This window comes from Anaeromyxobacter dehalogenans 2CP-1, assembly GCF_000022145.1.
Lineage (GTDB): Bacteria > Myxococcota > Myxococcia > Myxococcales > Anaeromyxobacteraceae > Anaeromyxobacter > Anaeromyxobacter dehalogenans.
Genome location: NC_011891.1, coordinates 1,931,247 through 1,950,906, shown reverse-complemented (window position 1 = coordinate 1,950,906; position 19,660 = coordinate 1,931,247). Strand labels below are relative to the sequence as shown.

Genomic DNA, 19,660 nt, shown 5'->3' with positions numbered 1-19,660 from the left:
CCGACCTGCGCCGGCGCGCGCAGGCCCGCGCCCGGCGCGGGAGGTGGTTCGGGCTCCCACCCGGCCGTGCGCCCGCCTACCGCGGCAGCAGCTCGCGCACCACGTCCTCGAGGCGCGCGCGCGGCACCGCGCCGACGAGCTGCCGGGCCACCGCGCCGCCCTTGAAGAAGAGCAGCGTGGGCATCGCGCGGATCCCGTACCGCTCGGCGGTGGCCGGGTGCCGCTCCACGTCGAGCGCCGCGACCTTCACGCGGCCGCGGTAGCCGCTCGCGAGCGCCTCCAGCGTGGGCGCGAGCGCCCTGCAGGGCGCGCACCACGCCGCGGTGAACTCCACCAGCACCGGCTCGGCCGCGCTCAGCACCTCGCGCTCGAACTCCGCGTCCCCGATGTCCATCACGCCGCTCGCCATGGCCGCCTCCGCCCGCGCCGCCGGGCGGAGTGCCCGGCCGCCGCGCGGACCGGATCTACCCGCGGCGGCGCGCCGGGGCGACCGGCCGCGCCGGAACGCTGCGTTCCGCGGCGTCCCCCGGCCCCACGGCCGGCGCGCGCCCCGGCGGATCCCACGGCAGCGCCGCGGCGCCGCCCGACACCAGCTCGAGGAAGGCGCGCACCTTGGGCGCGAGGTGCCGGCCGCTCGGGTAGACCGCGTGGACCGGCATGCCCGGCGGCGTCTCCGCCTCGAGCACCGCCACGAGCCGCCCGGACCGCACGTCGTCCGCGACGAGCGCCGCCGGCAGGCGCACCACGCCGAGCCCGGCGCGGGCGGCGAGCTGCCCGGCGTGCACGCTGGGCACGCGCAGGCGGCCGGCGGGGCGCACCGTCCGCGCCGTGGCGCCCGCGCCGAAGAACCAGATCTCGTCGGTGCCGGCCTCGGCGAGCAGGATGCAATCGTGCGCCTCCGCCTCGTCGCGCAGCGCGTCCGGCGTGGCCGGCGTGCCGCGGCGAGCCAGGTAGGCGGGGCTCGCGTAGCAGCCGGTGCGCAGGGTCCCGAGGCGGCGCGCCACCAGGGAGGAGTCGGCGAGCGGGCCGGTGCGCAGCGCCAGGTCGTGCTCCTCCGCGAGCAGGTCCACGTGCGGCGGCGCGAGCGCGAGCTCGACCCCCAGGCGCGGGTGGCGGAGCAGCAGCTCGGCCACCGCGGGCGCGAGCAGCTCGCCGAGCAGGGCCGGCGTCGCGATCCGCAGCGTGCCCTGCGGCGCGCCGCGGGCCTCGGCGGTCTCCCGGTCGAGCGCGCGGGCCTCGGCCACGAGCCGCGCGGCGCGGGCGTGGTACGCGCGGCCCGCCTCGGTGAGCCGCAGCCGGCGCGCGTTCCGCTCCAGGAGCCGGACGCCGAGGCGCTCCTCGAGCGCGGCGAGCCGGCGGCTCACGGTGGACTTGCGCAGGCCGAGGCGCGCCGCCGCCGCCGTGAGGCCGCCGGTCGCCACCACCTCCACGAGCAGCCGGAGGTCGTCCAGGCTCGCGTCAGCCGCGATCATGGCGCGAGGGCGTCACCCCGCCCGCTCGGCGGCGGCCGGCGCGACCGCGCCCGGCGCGGAGCCCCGGGCCGGAATCGGGGACGCCGCGCGGCGCGCGGCGCCGGAGGTCGCCAGCCAGGAGCCGCCCAGGATCAGCGCGAACCCCACCGCGGTGCCGACGGTGAACGGCTCGCCGAGGAGCGTCACGCCCGCCGCCACCGCCACCGCCGGGTTCACGTACGCCACCACCGTGGCGCGGACCGGGCCCACCTCGGCGATGAGCTGGAAGAACAGCGTGAACGCGAGCGCGGTGCAGAGCACGCCGAGCCCCGCCACCGCGCCGACCGCCTCGGCGGGCGGCCAGGCGCCGGGCAGCTGCGCGATCCCGAACGGCGCGTACGCGAGCGCGCACATCGCGAGCGACACCGCCACCACGTCGAGCGCGGGGAGATCCGAGAGGCGGCGCGCCACGATCCGCGGCGCGAGCGCGTACCCGACCACGACCACCGCGAGCTCCGCCACCGCCCGCGCGTCGCCGCGGCCGAGGTCGAGCCCGAGCAGCGCCACCACGCCCGCGAGGCCGACGGCGAGGCCCGACATGCGGCGCGCGCCGAGCGGCTCGTGGCCCGCGCTCAGGCGCGAGGCGACCGCGCCGACCAGCGGCGTGGCCGCGATGACGAGCCCCGCGAGCGAGCTCGTCACGTGGCGCTCGGCGTCGGCGAGCAGCAGCCACGGGACCGCCATCTCGCCGAACGTGAACAGGGCGATGGGGCGCCAGCGCGCCAGCACCGGCCGCAGGTTCCCGCGGACGAGCACGAACGGGAGCAGCAGCACCGCCCCGGCGGCGGTCCGGAGGAACACGAGGCTGGCGGGCGAGAGGTCGCGCACCGCGACCTTGATGAGCAGGTACGGGATGCCCCACAGCACGCCCAGCGCGACGAACAGGATCCAGCCTCGGCGGGTCACCCGGGTCTCCTTGGCGCCGCCCACGTCCGGCGCGAGCCGCACGAATAGTCGGCGCCGCGCGCGAGGGCAAGCGCCCGGCGCGCGCATCCGCGCGCCGGGGGTGGGCGTTCTCGCGCCTCCCGAAGCCCGGGGCGACCGTCAGTAGACGACCACCGCGTCGGGCGCGAGCAGGCCCGAGCTCGCGTCCACCTGGACCAGCGCGATGCGGCGGGTCCCGTCGGCGGAGAAGAACGCGAAGCGCCCGTGGGAGACGTAGCCCTTGCCGCCCACGCCGATGCGGGTCAGCGGGATGGTCTCCTGGAGCGCCAGGAAGTCGTCGCCGAACAGCCGGAGCTCGGCGTCCGCGTCGGGATCCGCCGGCCAGTACGGCAGGCCGGTCACCACCAGGATCTGGCCGGCCGCGGCCGAGTGGTCCGCCCACTTCACCTGCCCGGTGCCCTCCAGCGCGCCGGCGTAGGTCATGTCCGAGCCGGCGGTGGAGCCCTGGGTCGTGTTCGAGTGGAACGTGTTGCCGCACGCCGTCACGATGCGCAGCCCGTCCTCGGTGATCCAGAGATCGCCGCACATGGCGTAGTCGCCGTGGTACGGCGAGTCGTACAGGAACGAGGCCACCCCGCTCGCGATCGAGAACTTCCGGATGTCGGCGGGCGACACGAAGTTGTCGGCGCCGTAGAGCGCGGCGCCGCCCGGGTGCAGCCTCGCCTTCGTGCCGTCGAACGGGCTCCAGCCGGTGCTCGGCGTGTCCACGCCGGTCGAGATCCGGATGCCGTGGATCTGGTCCCACGTGGTCGGGAACAGGTAGATCCAGCCGTTGCCCGCCAGCACCACGTCGGACGGGATCACGCTGGTGGTGAACGTGCCGAGCAGCGCCGGCGGCGCGTCGAGGCTCACGTACGAGACCAGGGCGTCGTGGCCGACCGCGGCGTAGCGGCCGTCCGGCGAGACGCTCACCGCGAGCGCCGCCTTCGGGAGCGCCACCGACGTCTCCGTCCCGGCGACGGGGTCGGCGACGTACAGCCTCGAGCCGCCCACCGCCACGATCCGGTCGAGCGCCCGCGAGTACTCCGCGTCCGCCACCGCGTGGCCGAGCATCCACACCTTCTCGTGGACGGTGACCTGCACGGGGTCCGCCGCGGCGCTGGCGAGCTGGCCGTCGTGGACCGCGAGCGAGAACGCGTACACGCCCGCGACGTCGTAGGTGACCGACGGGGCGCACGCGCCCGGATCCGACAGGACCGCGCTGCTGCCCGCCGGCTTCGTCACCAGCGCCCAGGCGCAGGTGATCGGGTCCTGGTCCGGATCGCTCGAGGCGGCGGCGCTCAGGGCGAGCGTCGCCCCGGCGTTGGACTCGAGATCCGGGCCGGCGTCCGCCACGGGCGCGTGGTTGCGGACGGTGACCGTCACGTCGTCCTGCGCCGCGAGCACGCCGTCGCTCACCGTGAGGCGGACCACGTAGCTGCCGTAGACGTCCGGCGTGAAGGAGGCCTGGGAGAGCCCGGCCCCGGTGAGCGCCGCGGTGCTGCCGGGCGGGCGCGCCGTCAGCGCCCACGCGTAGGTGATCGCGTCGCCGTCCGGATCCGAGCTGGCGCGCCCGTCGAGCGCGACCGCGATCCCCCGGCTCCCCTCCCGGTCGGCGCCCGCCGCCGCCGTCGGCGCCACGTTCTGGCTGGTGATGACCACGTCGTCCGAGACCGGCGCGTTCAGCCCGTCGGACACCTGGAGGCGCACCACGTAGCTGCCGGGCACGTCGGCGACGAACGACGCCCGCTGGGAGGTGGCGGACTGGAGCGTGGCGGCGCTGCCGACGGGCCGCGACACGAACGTCCACCCGTAGCTCAGCGGGAAGCCCTCCGGGTCGCGGCTGGCCGAGCCGTCGAGCTGGACGAGCGCGCCCTTCGCGACGGCGCGATCGAAGCCTGCCTGCGCGATCGGGGGCGCGTTCCCAGGGATGACGGGCAGCGGGGGCCGATCGCTCCCGCCACCGCTGCAGGCGAGGAGGGTGCAGAGCGCGATGGCCGCGGGCACGTGGCGGCGGGCGGGGTGCATGGGTCCTCCGGGGAACGCGGAGCCGCGCGCGCCGTCATGGCGCCGGCGGTCCACCTCCGACACGGACCGTGCATGCTAGGCGAACGCCGGCCGTCCACCGTGCGCAAAACGCCAGCGGCCCGGGCCGCGGCTGCGTCCGCGCCGCACACGCACCCGGCGCCGCGCACACCCGACCACCGCGCCCGGGCCCGGCGCTCGGAGCGCGTGAATCCATCCCGGGACCGAGCCAGGCGGTCGAGCCGCGAGCAGCGCGAGGCGCGACGACCGAGCATGCCCGTCGGCATGTGAGGGAGGAGCAACGACGCGATGCGCCGCGGATCGGCCGCCGCGGCGACGGGAGGGGATGGGTTCACGCTCTCTCAGCGCTGGATGAACGTCCCGCTGCGCAGCTCGTGGAGGGCCTGCTCGATCTCCTCCTCGGTGTTCATCACGAACGGCCCGTAGCGCGCGTACGGCTCGTTCAGCGGCTGCGCCGAGAGCAGCAGGAAGCGCGCCGGCGCCGCGCCGGCGTGCACGCGGACCACCTCGCCGTCCCGGAGGACGGCGAGCCGCGGTGCGCCCACCGCCTGCGCGGCGCGGCCGGCCTGCGCGCCGCCCACGGTCACCTCGCCCTCGAACACGTACAGCAGCGCGGTGTGGCCGCGCGGCACCGGCTGCTCGAAGGTCTCGCCCGCGGGCAGCGCGACGTCGAGGTAGGTCGGGCCGGCGAAGATGTCCTTCACCGCGCCGGCCACCCCGTCCACCTCCCCGGCGACCACCCGCACGCGCGCGCCGCCGGCCCGGGCCACCTCGGGGATGCGCGCCGCCGGCACGTCCTGGTAGCGCGGGCGCGTCATCTTCAGCTTCGCCGGCAGGTTCACCCAGATCTGGAAGCCGTCGAGCCGGCGCGGCCCGACCTTCGGCATCTCCTCGTGCAGGATGCCGCTGCCGGCGGTCATCCACTGCACGTCGCCGGCGCCGATCACGCCCGAGTTCCCGATGCTGTCGCGGTGCGCGACGCTGCCGTCGAGCATGTAGGTGATGGTCTCGATGCCGCGGTGCGGGTGCATGGGGAAGCCCGCGATGTAGTCGTTCGCGTTCTCCGAGCCGAAGTGGTCGAACAGGAAGAACGGATCCAGGTGGTCGAGCGTCCGGGTGGCGATGCTGCGCTTCAGCCGCACGCCGGCGCCGTCGCTGGCGGCGATGGGGGTGACGACGGTCTCGAGTCCGCGTTCGGTCATGGCGATCTCCTGCCCCGGGATGTGCCGGCCGGCCCGGTCCGGCGCAATGTCCGGGGGCGCACCGGATCGTTGCGCGGGGCGAAACGGCCGCGCCCGAGGGGCTCCGATCAGGGCCGCAGCGCGAAGCGCTCGAGCGTCATCACCGCGGACTGGAGCCCCTCGCAGAACGTCGGGTGGGCCATCTCCATGTCCACGAGCGCCCGCGCGCTCGCGCCCGCCTGCATCAGCGCGGCGAGGACGTGCACGAGCTCCCCTCCCTCCGCCCCCACCACCGCCGCGCCCAGGATCCGCTCGTCGCGCGGGTCCACCAGCACGCGCACGACCCCGTCCGGCTCGTCCACCTCGACGGCGCGCGCCACCGCCGAGTACGGCAGCGTGGCGAGCTCGAACGGGACGCCGCGCGCCCGCGCCTCCCGCTCGGTCAGCCCGACCACCCCGACCTGCGGATCGGTGAACACCACGTGCGGCACCAGCCGGTCGTCGCGCGTCCGCCGGCCGCGGCCGAGCAGGAGGTCGAACAGGATGCGGTGGTCGTCCCAGGCGCTGTGGGTGAACTGCGGGCCGCCGGCCGCGTCGCCCACCGCGTACACGCCCTCGGCGCTGGTGCAGTAGCGCGCGTCCACCTCCACGAACCCGCGGCGATCCAGCGCCACGCCGGCCGCGTCGCAGCCGAGGTCGTCGGTGTTCGGGCGGCGTCCGGTGGCGACGAGCAGGTGCGAGCCCTCCTCCACCGCGCCGCCCGCGAGCCGCACCCGCACCGCACCCGCGCCGCCCTCGACCGCCTCGGCCGCCGCGCCCAGCGCGAGCCGGATGCCCTCGCGCCGGAACACCTCCTCCAGCGCGGCGCTCACCGCCTCGTCCTCGCGGGCGAGCAGGTGCGGCGAGGGGTCGATCACCGTCACGCCGGCGCCGAACCGCCGGAACAGCTGCGCGAGCTCGCAGCCGACGTAGCCGCCGCCGAGCACCACCAGGTGCGCGGGGAGCGCCCGCAGCGCGAGCGCGCCCGTGCTGGTGAGGAACGGGACCCGGTCCAGCCCGGGGACGGGCGCCACCGCCGGCCGCGCGCCCACGTTCACGATCACCACCGGCGCCGCGAGCCGCTCGCCCGCGACCTCCACCTCGCGCGGGGCCACGAAGCGCGCGGGGCCGTGCACCAGCCGCAGCCGCGGCGCGGCGGCCTCCAGCCGCTGGCGCACGCCCTCGCGCCAGCGCGCCACCACCGCGTCCTTGCGGTCCATCGCCGCCCCGAGGTCCACCTGCACCTCGCCGGCGCGGATCCCGAGCCGCCCGGCGGTCCTCGCCACGTGCGCGGCGCGCGCGCTCGCGATGAGCGTCTTCGTCGGCGTGCAGCCGGCGTTCACGCAGGTGCCACCCAGGTCGCCGCGCTCGACCAGCGCCACCCGCCGCCCCGCGGCGGCGAGCCGCGCCGCGAGCGGCACGCCGGCCTGGCCGGAGCCGAGGACCAGCACGTCGAGATCCGTTGCCATGCGCCACCTCCGCGCCCGCGTGGGCGTCCCGCGGATCTGCCGCCGCCGGGGCGCCCGCGCCAGGCCGCTCCCAGGTGTCGCGCGCCCGAGAAGACGCCTCGCCCGGGCCGGGACCTTCCGCTACATAGAGGCGGATGGACCGGATCCTCTCGGCCTGGGTGCGGGACGCGCGGGCGCAGACGCTCGGGCTCGCGGCGTCGCTGCCGGCGGACGGCCTGCTCGGCCCGCGGCTCGCGATCGTCAACCCGCCGCTCTGGGAGCTCGGGCACGTGGCCTGGTTCCAGGAGCGCTGGGTGCTGCGCCACGCCACGGGCCGGCCGCCGCTCCGGGCCGGCGCCGACGCGCTGTACGACTCCACCGCGATCCCGCACGACGTGCGCTGGGACCTGCCGCTCCCGTCGCTGGAGGAGACGATCGGGTACCTGCGCGAGGTCGAGGCGGGCGTGCTCGCGCTGCTCGAGCGCGGCGAGGCCGATCCCTACTTCGTGCGCCTCTCGGTCTTCCACGAGGACATGCACTGGGAGGCGATGGCGTTCTCGCGCCAGACGCTGGGCTGGCCGGCGCCGCCCGGGCTCCCGGCCGCCGCGGCCGGCGCCGGGCCCGAGGGCGACGCGGCGCTGCCGGGCGGGACGTTCCGGCTCGGCGCGGCGCCCGGGGACGGCTTCGTGTTCGACAACGAGAAGTGGGCGCACCCGGTGGAGCTCCGGCCGTTCCGGATCGCCCGCGCCCCGGTGACCGAGGCCCGGTTCGCCGAGTTCGTGGACGACGGCGGCTACCGCCGGAGCGCGCTGTGGAGCGCCGCCGGCTGGCGCTGGCGCGAGGCGCAAGGCGCCGAGCACCCGGCGTACTGGGAGCCCGGGGCGGGCGGGTGGACGCGGCGGGAGTTCGATCGGCGCGTGCCGCTGCAGGCGGACCGGCCGGTCGCGCACGTCTGCGCCCACGAGGCGGACGCGTTCTGCCGGTGGGCCGGGCGGCGGCTGCCGAGCGAGGCGGAGTGGGAGGCGGCCGCTGCCGCGGAGAGCGCCCCGCTCGGCGCCGTGCAACGGGTGTGGGAGTGGACCGCGAGCGAGTTCCTCCCCTACCCCGGCTTCGTCGCCGATCCGTACCGGGAGTACTCGCAGCCCTGGTTCGGCACGCACCGGGTGCTCCGCGGCGGGAGCTTCGCCACGCCGCCGCGCCTGCTGCGGCCCACCTTCCGCAACTTCTACACGCCCGATCGCCGCGATCCCTGGGCCGGGTTCCGGACCTGCGCCGCGTGAGGATCGCGATCGCCACGCCGGCTTCCCGCGGCTCGCACAAGGGCAACCGCGTCACCGCGCTCCGCTGGGCCGGCCACCTGCGCGCGCTCGGCCATCACGTGGGCCTCGTGGACGCGTGGGCCGGCGAGCGGTGCGACCTGCTCGTGGCGCTGCACGCGACCAAGAGCCACGCCTCGGTGCTCCGCTGGCGCGAGGCCCGCCCCGAGGCGCCGCTGGTGGTGGGCATGGCCGGGACCGACCTGTACCAGGACCTGCCCGCGTCGCCCGAGGCGCGGCGCTCGCTCGCGCTCGCCACCCGCGTCACGGTCCTGCAGGCGCGCGGCGTCGAGGCGCTGCCGCCCGAGATCCGGCCCCGGGCCCGCGTGATCGAGCAGTCGGCGGTCGCGGCGCCACCCACGCCGGCGCCGGACGGCGTGTTCCGCGCCTGCCTGCTCGCGCACGTGCGCGCGGTCAAGGACGCGTTCGTCGCCGCCGCGGCCGCGCGCCGCCTCCCCGCCCGCTCGCGCCTCCAGGTCGCGCACCTCGGCGCCGCGCTCGATCCGGACGCGGCCCCGGCCGCGCGGGCCGAGATGGCGGCGAACCCGAGATACCTGTGGCTGGGCGAGCACCGGCGCCGCGAGGCGCTCTCGATCCTGGCCGGAAGCCAGGTGCTCGTCATCACCTCGCGCCTGGAGGGCGGCTCGAACGCGCTCTCCGAGGCGGTGGCCGCGGGCGTCCCGGTGCTCTCCACCCGCATCGACGGCACCGTCGGGCTCCTCGGCCCCGACCACCCCGGCTACTTCCCGGTGGGCGATCCTCAGGCCCTGGCCGGGCTCCTCCTCCGGGCGGAGGAGGACCCCGCGTTCCTGCTCCAGCTGCGTCGCTCGACGGCGCGCGCCCGCCCGCTCGTCGAGCCCGCGCGCGAGCGGGAGGCCTGGCGCCGGCTCCTCGCCGAGCTGTTCCCCGGCTGACGTCCCCTCGCGCGCCCAGCGCCCGGCCGCGGGCGCCAGCGGCGCGATGCCACGGGCGGCGGATCACCGCTCCCCCGGACCCCCGGCGTGGTACACAGGCCGGGGCGGACCTGAGCGGAGGAGCGCGTGCGCTTCGCCTCGCTGATCGCGGCCGTGGCGCTGCTGGTGGCCTGCGGGGATCGCCGGCCGCCGCGGACGCGCCTGGTCCTCGCCTCCGTGCGGCAGCCCGCCACCGCGCTCCCGCTCGTGGCCGCCGCCAGCGGCTGCTTCGCCGCCGAGGGGCTGGACGTCGAGGAGCGGTCCTTCGACCTGGGGCGCGACGCGCTCGCGCTGCTCCGCGCCGGCGGCGCCGACGTGGCGGTCGCGTTCGAGACGCCGGTGCTCCAGGCCGCCCACGCCGACGGCAGGCTCCGCGCGCTCACCGCCCTGCACACCTCGACCCGCAACACGCGCCTGGTGGTGCGCGCCGCGAGCGGGATCCGCGGCTTCTCCGACCTGGGCGGGCGCCGGATCGGCCTCGCGCCCGGCACGAACGCCGACTTCTTCGCCGGCCTGGCGCTCCGCCTGGGCGGCGTCCCGCGCGATCGGGTGGCGCTCGTGCCCGGCGCGCCGGCCGAGTCGATCGAGGCGCTCGCCGCGGGCGCGCTCGACGCCGCGGTCCTCTCCGACCCGCCCGCGCAGGAGGCCGAGCGCCGCCTCGGACCCGACGCGCAGGTGTTCCAGACCGACCTCTACGTCGAGGTCTCGCTCCTCGTCACCCGCGACGACGTGCTGGCGGCCCGGCCCGCGGCGCTGCGGGCGCTGCTGCGGGGCCTGACGTGCGGCGAGCGGCGCGTCCGCGCCGACCGCGAGGGGGCGCGGGCGCTGATCCGCGGCCGCTTCCCGGAGACCGGCGACGCCGCGCTCGCCGCGCAGCTGGAGCGGGTGCGCTGGGGGATCGGCCTCGACAACGTGCTCCTGGACGTGCTGCGCCGCGAGCGCGACGCGCTCACCGCCGCGGGCGCGCTGCGCGGCGACGCGCCCGACCTGCACCAGCTCGTCGCGCCCGCCCTGCTCGAGCAGGTGGCGCCCGAGGCGGTCATGCTGCTCCCCGGGGACGCGCGATGGTGACCGTCGGCCGGCGGCTGCTCGTGCCCACCACGCTGCTCGCCGCCGTGGCCTGCGCGGCGCTGGCCTACGCGGCGTGGTCGTCCGCGCAGCAGGCGCGCACGCTGGAGCGCGACGCCCGGGCGGTGCGGACCGCCATCTCGCTGGCGTTCGCGCTCGGCGACGCCACGCACGAGGAGGAGCGCTGGTTCCTGACCTTGCCGCGCTCGCCCGGCGGCGTGCAGGAGACGCGCCTCGACGAGGCCGGCGCGCGCATCGCCGGGCTGATGCGCGAGATCGAGGCGCTCCCGCTGCCGGCGCGCGTCGGGGACGTGTGGCGCGAGTACGTGGAGGTCCGGGCCGCGCAGGACGCGCTCGGCGCCGAGATCCGCCGGGCCGCGCCGGGCGGCGGGCCGGCGCTCGAGCGCGCCCTCGAGCGCTGGGGGCTGATGTCGTTCCGCAGCGAGGCGCTGCTGAAGGACGTGTCCGGCTACTACCTGCGCTTCCTCGACCGGATCGTGGTCGAGCTGCAGGCGCGCCGCGCCCGGGCCCTGTGGATCTCGGCGGCCACGGTGGTGGTGGGCCTGCTCGCCGCCGCGGCGCTCTCGCTGCTGGCGGCGCGCGCGGTGGTGCGGCCGCTCGAGGACATCGCCCGCACCGCCGAGCGGATCGCCGAGACCAGCCTCCCCGCCGAGGTGGCGGGGGCGGAGCGGCCCGACGAGATCGGGACGCTCTCCCGCGCCTTCAACCGGATGACCGGGCGGCTGGTCAGCGCCAACGCCCGCCTCACCGAGATCGACCGGCGCAAGGACGAGTTCCTGGGGATGCTCTCGCACGAGCTCCGCAACCCGCTCGCGCCCATCCGCAGCGCGCTGCACCTGCTCTCGCACCCCGCCGCCAGCCCGGCGCAGGGCCGGCGCGCCCTGCAGGTCATCGCCCGGCAGGTGGACCACCTCACCCGCATCGTGGACGACCTGCTCGACGTCACCCGCATCGCGCGGGGGAAGATCGAGCTGCGCCGGGAGCGCATCGACCTCTCCGAGGTGATCGCCCGCACCGCCGAGGACTACCGCGACCTGCTCGACGATCGCCGCATCGCGCTCGAGGTCGAGCTGTCCGCCGGCCCGCTCTGGGCGGACGCCGACCCCACCCGCGTGGCGCAGGTGGTCGGCAACCTGCTCAGCAACGCGGCCAAGTTCACGCCCCCCGGCGGCCGGGTCACCGTGCGCGCGGCGGCGCGCGAGGGGCGCGCGGTGATCCGGGTGATCGACACCGGCGTGGGCATGCCGCCGGAGCTGCTCGGGCGGATCTTCGAGCCGTTCGTCCAGGCGGATCGGTCGCTGGCGCGGAGCGCGGGCGGGCTCGGGCTGGGGCTGTCGCTGGTGAAGGGGATCGTGGAGCTGCACGGCGGGGCGGTGGAGGCCCGCAGCGCCGGGCCCGGCACCGGCAGCGAGCTGGTGATCGAGCTGCCCCTGGCGGCCGGCGGCGCCGAGCCGCTGCTCGCGCCGCCGGCGGCGCCGGCCGGCGCGGCGGGGCCGCGGCGCGTGCTGGTGGTGGACGACAACGTGGACGCGGCCGAGACGCTCGCCGAGCTGCTCCGCCACGCCGGGCACGAGGTGGCCATCGCGCACGACGGTCCGGGCGCGCTGGCGGCGGCGCGCGCCGGCGCGCCCGACGTGGTGCTCTGCGACATCGGCCTGCCGGGCATGAGCGGCTACGACGTGGCGCGGGCGCTCCGGCGGGAGCGCGGGCCGGGCCTGCTGCTGGTGGCGATCAGCGGCTACGCGCTGCCCGAGGACGTGCACGCCGCCCACGAGGCCGGCTTCGACCGGCACCTCGCGAAGCCGCCGCGGCCGGACGAGGTCGAGCGGGCCGTCGCGTCGCCGCCGGCCGGGATCCGCGCCGGCGCGGGCGGCTGACGGCGCACCGTCCGAGCACCGGCGGGCCGCCGCGCCCCGCGCGACCGGCGACGCGCCGGCGCGCGCCGTGCTAGACAGGCGGGCTCGGAGGATCTCCCATGCCGCTCGTCCGGATCGACACCACCCTTCGCCTCGGCCCCGGGCAGCGGCGCGCCGCCGGCGACGCGGTGCACCGCGCCCTGGTGGACACGTTCAAGGTCCCGCCCGACGATCGCTTCCAGGTGATCGCCGGCCACGGCGACGAGGGGCTGAGCATCGCCCCGAGCTACCTCGGCATCGACCACGGCGAGGACGTGGTGGTGGTGCAGATCACCGCCAACGCCGGGCGCACCGTGGAGATGAAGCGCGCGCTCTTCCGGCGCATCGCCGACGACCTGCACGCGGCGGTCGGCGTGCGCCGCGAGGACGTCATCGTCAGCCTGGTCGAGGTGGCGAAGGAGAACTGGTCCTTCGGGAACGGCGAGGCGCAGTACGCGACCTGAGGCGGCGCCGCCCGCCGGCTACCCGCCGCGGCGGAGCACCTCGCGCACCACCTCGACGAAGCGGACCACCAGCGGCGACGGCTCGCCGGGGCGGCGCAGCGCCACCAGGCGCGTGCGCGCCCGCGGCGCGGCGATGGGGCGGTAGTCCACCCCGCTCCGCCGCAGGTCCTTCACCGACGCCGGCACCAGCGTCACCCCGATCCCCGCCGCCACCAGCGCCATGGCGGTGGCGAGCTCGGGGGCGTCCTCGGCCACCCGGGGCCGGAAGCCGGCCTCGCGGCACAGCCCCAGCACGAAGTCGTACCAGCCCGGCCGGCGGTCGCGCGGGAACAGGACGAACGGCTCTGGCGCCAGCGCCGCCAGGCGCAGCGCGCGGCGCGCCGAGAGCGGGTGCCCCGCCGGCAGCGCCACCACCACCGGCTCCTCCAGCACGGTCTCGGCCACCAGCGTCTCGTCCCCGAACGGCGTGCGCGCCAGCCCGAGGTCGAGCTGCCCGGCCCGGAGCGCGGCCACCTGCGCGCCGGTGCTCATCACCGCCACGCCGAGCGCCACGTCGGGGTGGCGAGCGCGGAACGTGCGAAACACGCGCGGCACGACGCCATAGGTGGCGGACGCCACCACGCCCACCGAGAGGGCCCCGGTCTCGCCCCGCGCCGCCCGCCGGACGTCCTCCGCCGCCTGCGACGCGCGCTGCAGGACGGCGCGCGCGTGCCCGAGCAGCACCCGCCCCGGCTCGGTGAGCTCGACGCGTCGGCGGGCCCGCAGGAACAGCTCGACGCCGAGCTCGCGCTCGAGCTGGCGGATCTGCTGGCTGAGCGGCGGCTGCGCGATCCCGAGCCGCGCGGCGGCGCGGCCGAAGTGCAGCTCCTCCGCGACCGCCACGAAGTACCGCAGGTGCCGGAGCTCCATGCCATCGAGATCTACGAGGTCTCGACACGAGAGCAAAGATATATTGGACGTCTCGACGGTCCTTCCGCATGTTCCCGGGCCCATGCCCGAGGCCGCGCGCTCCGTCCCCATCCCCCGCCTCTCCCCCGCGGACCCGGCCCCGGCCGCGCCGGTGCCGGAGGCCGCGGCGGAGGTGGCCCGGCCGGCGGCGGGGCTGTTCGCGATCGGGCTGGCCGGGGTGTGCGCGTTCCTGGGCTTCTACGCGACCCAGCCGCTGCTCCCGCTGCTGGAGCGGGTGTTCGCCGTCTCCAAGGCCGGGGCGGCGCTCACCGTCAGCGCCCCGACGATCGCGGTGGCGCTGGCCTCGCCGTTCGCGGGGTGGGCCATCCGGCGCTGGGGCCACCGATCGGTGATCGTCGGCTCGATGCTGTTCCTGCCCATCCCCACGCTGCTCGCCGCGGCGTCCCCGAGCGTCCCGGTGCTGGTGGGCTGGCGCTTCGTGCAGGGGCTGGCGCTCCCCGGCATCTACGCGGTGGGCGTGGCGTTCCTCGCCGAGGAGTGGCCGCCCGCCGCGCTCGGCAGCGCCATGTCCGCGCTCGTGACCGGCAGCGTGATCGGCGGGTACACCGGCCGCCTGCTCTCGGGGCTCGTCGCGGCGCGGTGGGGCTGGCGCGCCGCGTTCGTGGTGCTCGGGCTGGTCACCGCCGCCGCCGCCGTGGCCGCCGCGCGCCTGCTCCCTCGGGCCCGCCGGCCGCGCCCCGCGGGCCCGGCGCCGCGCGCCCGTCCCGGCGACCTGCTCCGCGCCCCGCGCCTGCTCGCGACGTTCGCGGTCGGCTTCAACGTGCTCTTCACGCAGGTGGCGGTGTTCACCTACGTCACCTTCCACCTGGCCTCCCCGCCCTACCGGCTCGGCACCGCCGCGCTCTCGTCGATCTTCACCGTGTACCTGATCGGCGCCGCGGTGACCCCGTTCGCGGGGCGCTGGATCGATCGGGTCGGCTCGCGGCGGGCGGTCACCCTCGCGCTCACGGTCGCGGCGGCGGGCGCGCTCGTCACGCTGGCGCCCTCGGTGACGCTGGTGGTGGCGGGCCTGACCGCGGTCTGCACCGCCGTGTTCGTGAGCCAGTCCGCCTCGACCGCGTTCCTGCGCACCGCCGCGCCGCCGCGGCTGCGGCCGTCCGCGTCCGGCCTGTACGTCTCGAGCTACTACCTGGGCGGCGCCGCCGGCGGCGTCGCGCCGGCGCTCGCCTGGCACGCGGGCGGCTGGGGCGCGTGCGTGGCCATGGTGGTGGCCGTCCAGCTCGGCACCGTCGCGCTCGCGCACCGCGCCTGGCGCCCCGCCGCCTGACGGCGTCGCTCAGCCGCGCGCCTCCGCCCCGGCGCCGGGCTCGCCCAGCGCGGCCACGATCGCGTCGCGGAAGCGCGCCACCGCCACCGGCTCGTACCGCCGGCTCGGCCAGACCACGCTCACCGGGCCGCCGCGCCGGACGTACTGCGGCAACACCCGCTCGATCGCGCCCTCGCGCAGGGGGGCGGCCACCATGCCGGTGGGCACCAGGGCGATCCCCGCGCCCGCGACCAGCATGCCGCGCACGAAGGCGAACTCGTCGGCGGCGGCGCGCCCGTGCACCGTCACCTGCTCCTCGCCGCGACGGCCGGTGAGCCGCCACACGGCGGTCTCGGGGCCGGCGCGGTAGAGCAGGCAGTCGTGCCCGGCCAGGTCGGCGAGGCGCCGCGGCCGCCCGCGCGCCTGCAGGTAGGACGGCGCGGCGAACAGCGCGAGGGCGCTGTCCGAGAGCTTCCGCGCGAGCAGCGAGGAGTCGGCGAGGACGCCGGCGCGGATGGCCAGGTCGAAGCCCTCCTTCACGAGGTCCACGTACCGCGCCGTGAGCGACACCTCCACGCGCACCTGCGGGTGCGCGCGCAGGAACGCGTCCGTCAGCCGCGCCAGGTCGGGCGCCAGGTCCACCGGCGCGGTCACCCGCACCGTCCCCCGCGGCTCCGCGCCGAGCGCCGCCGCCTCCTCGCTCGCCTCGCGCAGCCCGGCCAGCGCGTCGCGGGTCCGCTCGTAGTAGGCGCGGCCCGCGTCGGTGAGGCTGAGCCGGCGGGTGGTCCGCTGCAGCAGGCGGATGCCCAGGTCGGCCTCGAGCGCCGCCACCGCGCGGCTCACCGACGACTTGCGCAGGCCCAGCGACGCCGCCGCGGCGGTGAAGCTGCCCGCCTCCACCACCTGCGCGAACACCGCGATCCGGTTCAGGTCCATCGTTGCTCCTCGCGCATCGGTCTTTCCCGACTTCACTATCTAGTCCACTCTCCCGCAACGGCCTAGCCTGCGCACCATGACCACCGTGACCGCCACCCCGACCGCCGCCGCGACGGCCCGCCGGCCCGAGCACCCCATCGACGCGCCGTTCCTCGCCCGCTGGTCGCCGCGGGCGTTCACCGACGAGGCGATCCCGCGCGACACGCTGCTCGGCCTGCTCGAGGCGGCGCGCTGGGCGCCCTCCGCCATGAACGCGCAGCCCTGGCGCTTCGCCTGGGCGCGCCGGGGCACGCCCGCGTTCGACCGCTTCCTGTCCGCGCTCGCGCCCGCGAACCAGGCCTGGGCGCGCAACGCCGCGGCGCTGGTGGCGGTGGCGTCCCGCGAGGCCATGGAGCTGCCCGGCCGCCCGGGTCCGGTGCCGAACGCCAGCCACGCCTTCGACGCCGGCGCGGCGTGGGCGCAGCTCGCGCTCCAGGCGCAGCGCTGGGGCTGGGCCACCCATGCCATGGGCGGCTTCGACGCGGCCCGCGCCCGCGAGGCGCTGGCGCTGCCGGACGGCCTCGCGCTGCACGCGTTCGTGGCGATCGGCCGCCGCGGCGACGCGGCCGCGCTCCCGGAGGCGCTGCGCGCGCGTGAGCGCCCCAGCGACCGGCTCCCGCTCTCCGCGCTCGCGTTCGAGGGCGGGTTCGAGGGCGCCGGCACGTAAGCGGCCTTTGACGCGCGGCGATCGGGCGGCGTCTCGCGCACGATTTGCCGCGCGACCGATCGCCATGGGTCGGAGCCTCCGCGAAGTCGGCGGTCGCCGCCGACCCACTGCGACACCACGCCGCGAAAAGCGCGCGCGCGTTGACGTAAATCAAGATCACGCTGGCCCCGACGGGACTATCAAGGCGATAGTCCAACCTATGGGTGCGGTCGAATGCGCGCCTCAAGGAGCCAGACGCAATGATCCGACGGACACTGCTGCTCGCGGCGCTCGGCCTCTCGGTCGTCGCCTGCGAGGGCGCGAAGGGCCCTGCCGGCGCCCCCGGGCGCGACGGCACGAACGGGCAGGACGGTCAGGACGGCAGCAACGGCACGTCCTGCACGGTCACCGACAACCACGACGGCACCCACACCATCACCTGCACCGACGGCACGTCGGTGACCGTGTCGAACGGCGCGACCGGCGGGAACGTCGCGATCAGCGACTTCCACGGCGCCGCGTTCCTGAAGTCGAGCGGCGAGTACGCCACCGGCAAGTTCGACGTGAAGGTCGCCATCACCGGCGCGACCGCGGCGGCCGACGGCACCCTGACGGTGAACTTCACCGCCGCGACCCCCGGCGCCGGCGGGCAGCCGGTCCCGGGCATCGCGGCGATCACGGCCGACGTGGCGAAGCTCGTCCCCGGCACCGCCACCGAGCGCGCCTCGCGCTTCGTGCCGTACATCACGCGCATCGAGACCGCCACCGCCGGCGACTGGCCGAACCCGGCCGGCACCACCGCGGTCCAGGGCAACACCGAGGGCAACGGCGCGCTCACCGATCACGGTGACGGCAGCTACACCTACGTGTTCGCCACGAACCTCGCGGCCGCGACCACCGAGGGCGCGCCGGTCGGCTACCAGCGCAACCTGCTGCACCGCGTCTCGGTGATGATCGGCGGCCACGACGGGCCCACCGGCGAGGCCTCCTTCGACTTCGTGCCGGACGGCTCCGCGATCACCACCACCCGCAACATCGTCCAGACCGCCGCGTGCAAGGCCTGCCACGGCGAGGAGTTCCACGGCCACGGCGGCAACCGCCTCTCGGTCGAGAACTGCGCCACCTGCCACGTGCCCGGCACCACCGACGCGAACGGCGGCCAGAGCCTCGACCTGGCGGTCATGATCCACAAGATCCACGCGGGCGGCGAGCTGGCCAGCCTGCCCGGCGCGGACGGCAAGATCTGGGACGACCCGAGCACGGCGGCGGACGAGTCCGCCGACAACGGCGAGTACGCGATCTGGGGCTACCGGAACACCAAGCACGAATGGTGGAAGGCCGAGTTCCCGGCCGTGCTCGCGAACTGCCAGAAGTGCCACACCGGCACCGGCGCGCAGGTGGACAACTGGAAGACGAACCCCACCCGGCAGGCGTGCGGCTCCTGCCACGACACGGTGGACTTCGCCACCGGCGCGAACCACGCCGGCGGCGCGCAGGCGGACGACTCCGGCTGCGCCACCTGCCACGGCGCCACCACCGGCTGGGCGCCCATCGTGCCCGCCCACGACTGGACCACCAAGGACCCGCGCAACGTCCCCGAGTTCGACGCGGCGCTGTCGCTGTCCGCCCCGGCGAACGGCAAGTACTACGTGGCCGGCGAGGCGCCGGTCGTCACGCTGGTCCTGAAGGACAAGGCCACCGGGACGCCCATCGATCACGACCTCGTCACCGGCGCGGCGCTCGGGTGCCTCCCCACCGGCTGCCCGGCCCCGACCAGCGCCACCACGTTCGCGAACACGGCGTTCTTCGTGAGCGGCCCGCGCGCCACGCGCAACCCGGTGCTCACCAGCACCGCGCGCGCCAAGATCGAGGTCGCCGCGCCCGCCTCCTGGGACCTGTCCGGCGGCGCCGCGCTGGCGCTCAAGGTGGACAGCGGCCGAGACGTCACGATGTACAACCAGACCGGCGGTGACTTCGTCGCGTCCGGGACGATCTCGGTGACCGTGCCCGCGTCGGCGTTCGCGAACCCCGCCGCGGCGACGCCCGCGGAGCTGGCCGCCGGCCTGAACGCCATCCCGGCCTTCAGCCGCCGCGCCATCGCCTACGTCGAGGCCGGCCGGTTCGGGATCCGCAGCCGCAACCTGGGCCGCCTCTACGCGATCCAGCTCGATCCCAGCGCGGTGACGGCCGCGGTGTTCGCGGGCGACACGGCCCTGAAGCTGCCGGGCGGCTACTACCCGTCCAACACGCTCGCGTTCAACGCCGCGCCCGGCGCCGCGAACGACCGCAAGGTGACCCGCACCGCCGGGTCGATCACCTACCAGCTCGATCCGGTGGACGACCTCACCCCCGGCACCTACGTCGCGAGCGTCGAGATCTCGCGGCTCGGGCGCGTGAGCGAGACCAACTACCGCACGCCGACGGTGGCGAAGGTCGCGTTCCAGGTGAAGACCGCGGCGGTGGAGAAGCCGATCGCGAGCAACTGCAACTCCTGCCACCAGAGCGCCGACGGCCGGGGCTTCGTCCTCGACTTCTCGCGCCACAACAAGATCTTCTCCGACGACGCCGTGGACCAGTGCGGCGCCTGCCACGACTACCAGCCCGGCTCCGCCACCGGCGCCTGGCTCGGCGGTCACCCCATCTCGAAGCGCGTCCACGCCGTGCACTTCGGGTCGAGCCTGTTCACCCCGCTCGCCACCGTCGCCTACTCCAACGGCGACCCGGTCGCGGGCCGGAACTGGGACATCACGTTCCCGCAGGACGTCCGGAACTGCCAGGCGTGCCACCCCGACGGCACGTCGAGCGGCACCTGGGCCGCGCGCCCGAACCGGCTCGCCTGCGGCGGCTGCCACGACGGCGATGCGGCCAAGGCGCACATGGCGCTGCAGACGCTCGACCCGACCCCGGCCAACCCGTGGAGCGGTGACGAGCAGGAGTCCTGTCAGGCCTGCCACTAGG

Annotated in this window: 16 protein-coding genes; 8 read left to right on the top strand and 8 right to left on the bottom strand. The window is 76.7% G+C overall.

Annotation, left to right across the window (positions count from 1 at the left end; all coding sequences use genetic code 11):
• Window positions 1–76: 76 nt before the first annotated feature.
• From trxA to A2CP1_RS08740, 6 genes are all read right to left on the bottom strand, one after another.
• Window positions 77–409, bottom strand: a complete 333-nt coding sequence (gene trxA / locus A2CP1_RS08765) for a thioredoxin (RefSeq protein ID WP_012633014.1) — start codon at window positions 407–409, stop codon at window positions 77–79.
• A 55-nt stretch (window positions 410–464) separates the two neighbouring features.
• Window positions 465–1,472, bottom strand: a complete 1,008-nt coding sequence (locus A2CP1_RS08760) for a LysR family transcriptional regulator (protein ID WP_012633013.1) — start codon at window positions 1,470–1,472, stop codon at window positions 465–467.
• Between the two features lie 12 nt (window positions 1,473–1,484).
• Window positions 1,485–2,417 carry a DMT family transporter gene (locus A2CP1_RS08755; RefSeq protein ID WP_174315304.1) on the bottom strand — a complete coding sequence of 311 codons (933 nt, stop codon included), beginning with the start codon at window positions 2,415–2,417 and terminating at the stop codon, window positions 1,485–1,487.
• 138 nt (window positions 2,418–2,555) lie between these two features.
• Window positions 2,556–4,463 (bottom strand): PKD domain-containing protein, encoded by a 1,908-nt coding sequence (locus tag A2CP1_RS08750; RefSeq protein WP_012633011.1) that lies wholly within the window; start codon window positions 4,461–4,463, stop codon window positions 2,556–2,558.
• Between the two features lie 359 nt (window positions 4,464–4,822).
• The gene (locus A2CP1_RS08745; RefSeq protein WP_012633010.1) at window positions 4,823–5,683 is read right to left on the bottom strand and encodes a pirin family protein; all 861 of its coding nucleotides are present in this window, start codon (window positions 5,681–5,683) and stop codon (window positions 4,823–4,825) included.
• A gap of 107 nt (window positions 5,684–5,790) precedes the next feature.
• Window positions 5,791–7,170, bottom strand: a complete 1,380-nt coding sequence (locus A2CP1_RS08740) for an FAD-dependent oxidoreductase (RefSeq protein WP_012633009.1) — start codon at window positions 7,168–7,170, stop codon at window positions 5,791–5,793.
• A gap of 134 nt (window positions 7,171–7,304) precedes the next feature.
• On the opposite strand from A2CP1_RS08740, the gene senA reads away from it, so the two are divergent.
• The 5 genes from senA to A2CP1_RS08715 all read left to right on the top strand — a co-directional run bounded on the left by senA (window position 7,305) and on the right by A2CP1_RS08715 (window position 12,866).
• Window positions 7,305–8,429: a selenoneine synthase SenA gene (gene senA / locus A2CP1_RS08735; RefSeq protein ID WP_012633008.1), complete on the top strand. Its 1,125-nt coding sequence runs from the start codon at window positions 7,305–7,307 to the stop codon at window positions 8,427–8,429.
• Window positions 8,426–9,379 (top strand): selenoneine biosynthesis selenosugar synthase SenB, encoded by a 954-nt coding sequence (gene senB / locus A2CP1_RS08730; RefSeq protein ID WP_012633007.1) that lies wholly within the window; start codon window positions 8,426–8,428, stop codon window positions 9,377–9,379. The genes senA and senB overlap by 4 nt, the downstream gene beginning before the upstream one ends.
• Window positions 9,380–9,505: 126 nt before the next feature.
• Entirely contained in the window at window positions 9,506–10,489 is a 984-nt protein-coding gene (locus A2CP1_RS08725; RefSeq protein WP_012633006.1) for an ABC transporter substrate-binding protein, read from the top strand.
• On the top strand, window positions 10,483–12,384 hold the full coding sequence (locus A2CP1_RS08720) for an ATP-binding response regulator (protein WP_012633005.1): 1,902 nt from the start codon (window positions 10,483–10,485) through the stop codon (window positions 12,382–12,384). The genes A2CP1_RS08725 and A2CP1_RS08720 overlap by 7 nt, the downstream gene beginning before the upstream one ends.
• Window positions 12,385–12,482: 98 nt before the next feature.
• Window positions 12,483–12,866, top strand: coding sequence for a tautomerase family protein (locus A2CP1_RS08715; RefSeq protein WP_012633004.1), 384 nt, complete (start codon window positions 12,483–12,485; stop codon window positions 12,864–12,866).
• A gap of 18 nt (window positions 12,867–12,884) precedes the next feature.
• On the opposite strand, the gene A2CP1_RS08710 is transcribed toward A2CP1_RS08715, so the two are convergent.
• Window positions 12,885–13,775 carry a LysR substrate-binding domain-containing protein gene (locus A2CP1_RS08710; RefSeq protein WP_012633003.1) on the bottom strand — a complete coding sequence of 297 codons (891 nt, stop codon included), beginning with the start codon at window positions 13,773–13,775 and terminating at the stop codon, window positions 12,885–12,887.
• Window positions 13,776–13,857: 82 nt separating this feature from the next.
• Between A2CP1_RS08710 and A2CP1_RS08705 the strand changes: the two genes are divergently transcribed.
• Window positions 13,858–15,102, top strand: coding sequence for an MFS transporter (locus tag A2CP1_RS08705; protein WP_012633002.1), 1,245 nt, complete (start codon window positions 13,858–13,860; stop codon window positions 15,100–15,102).
• Window positions 15,103–15,111: 9 nt separating this feature from the next.
• On the opposite strand, the gene A2CP1_RS08700 is transcribed toward A2CP1_RS08705, so the two are convergent.
• Window positions 15,112–16,017: a LysR family transcriptional regulator gene (locus A2CP1_RS08700; RefSeq protein ID WP_012633001.1), complete on the bottom strand. Its 906-nt coding sequence runs from the start codon at window positions 16,015–16,017 to the stop codon at window positions 15,112–15,114.
• 76 nt (window positions 16,018–16,093) lie between these two features.
• Between A2CP1_RS08700 and A2CP1_RS08695 the strand changes: the two genes are divergently transcribed.
• A complete protein-coding gene (locus A2CP1_RS08695; RefSeq protein ID WP_012633000.1) occupies window positions 16,094–16,723 on the top strand; it encodes a nitroreductase family protein in 630 nt (209 codons plus the stop codon).
• Window positions 16,724–16,962: 239 nt separating this feature from the next.
• On the top strand, window positions 16,963–19,659 hold the full coding sequence (locus tag A2CP1_RS08690) for an OmcA/MtrC family decaheme c-type cytochrome (protein WP_012632999.1): 2,697 nt from the start codon (window positions 16,963–16,965) through the stop codon (window positions 19,657–19,659).
• Window position 19,660: the final 1 nt, after the last annotated feature.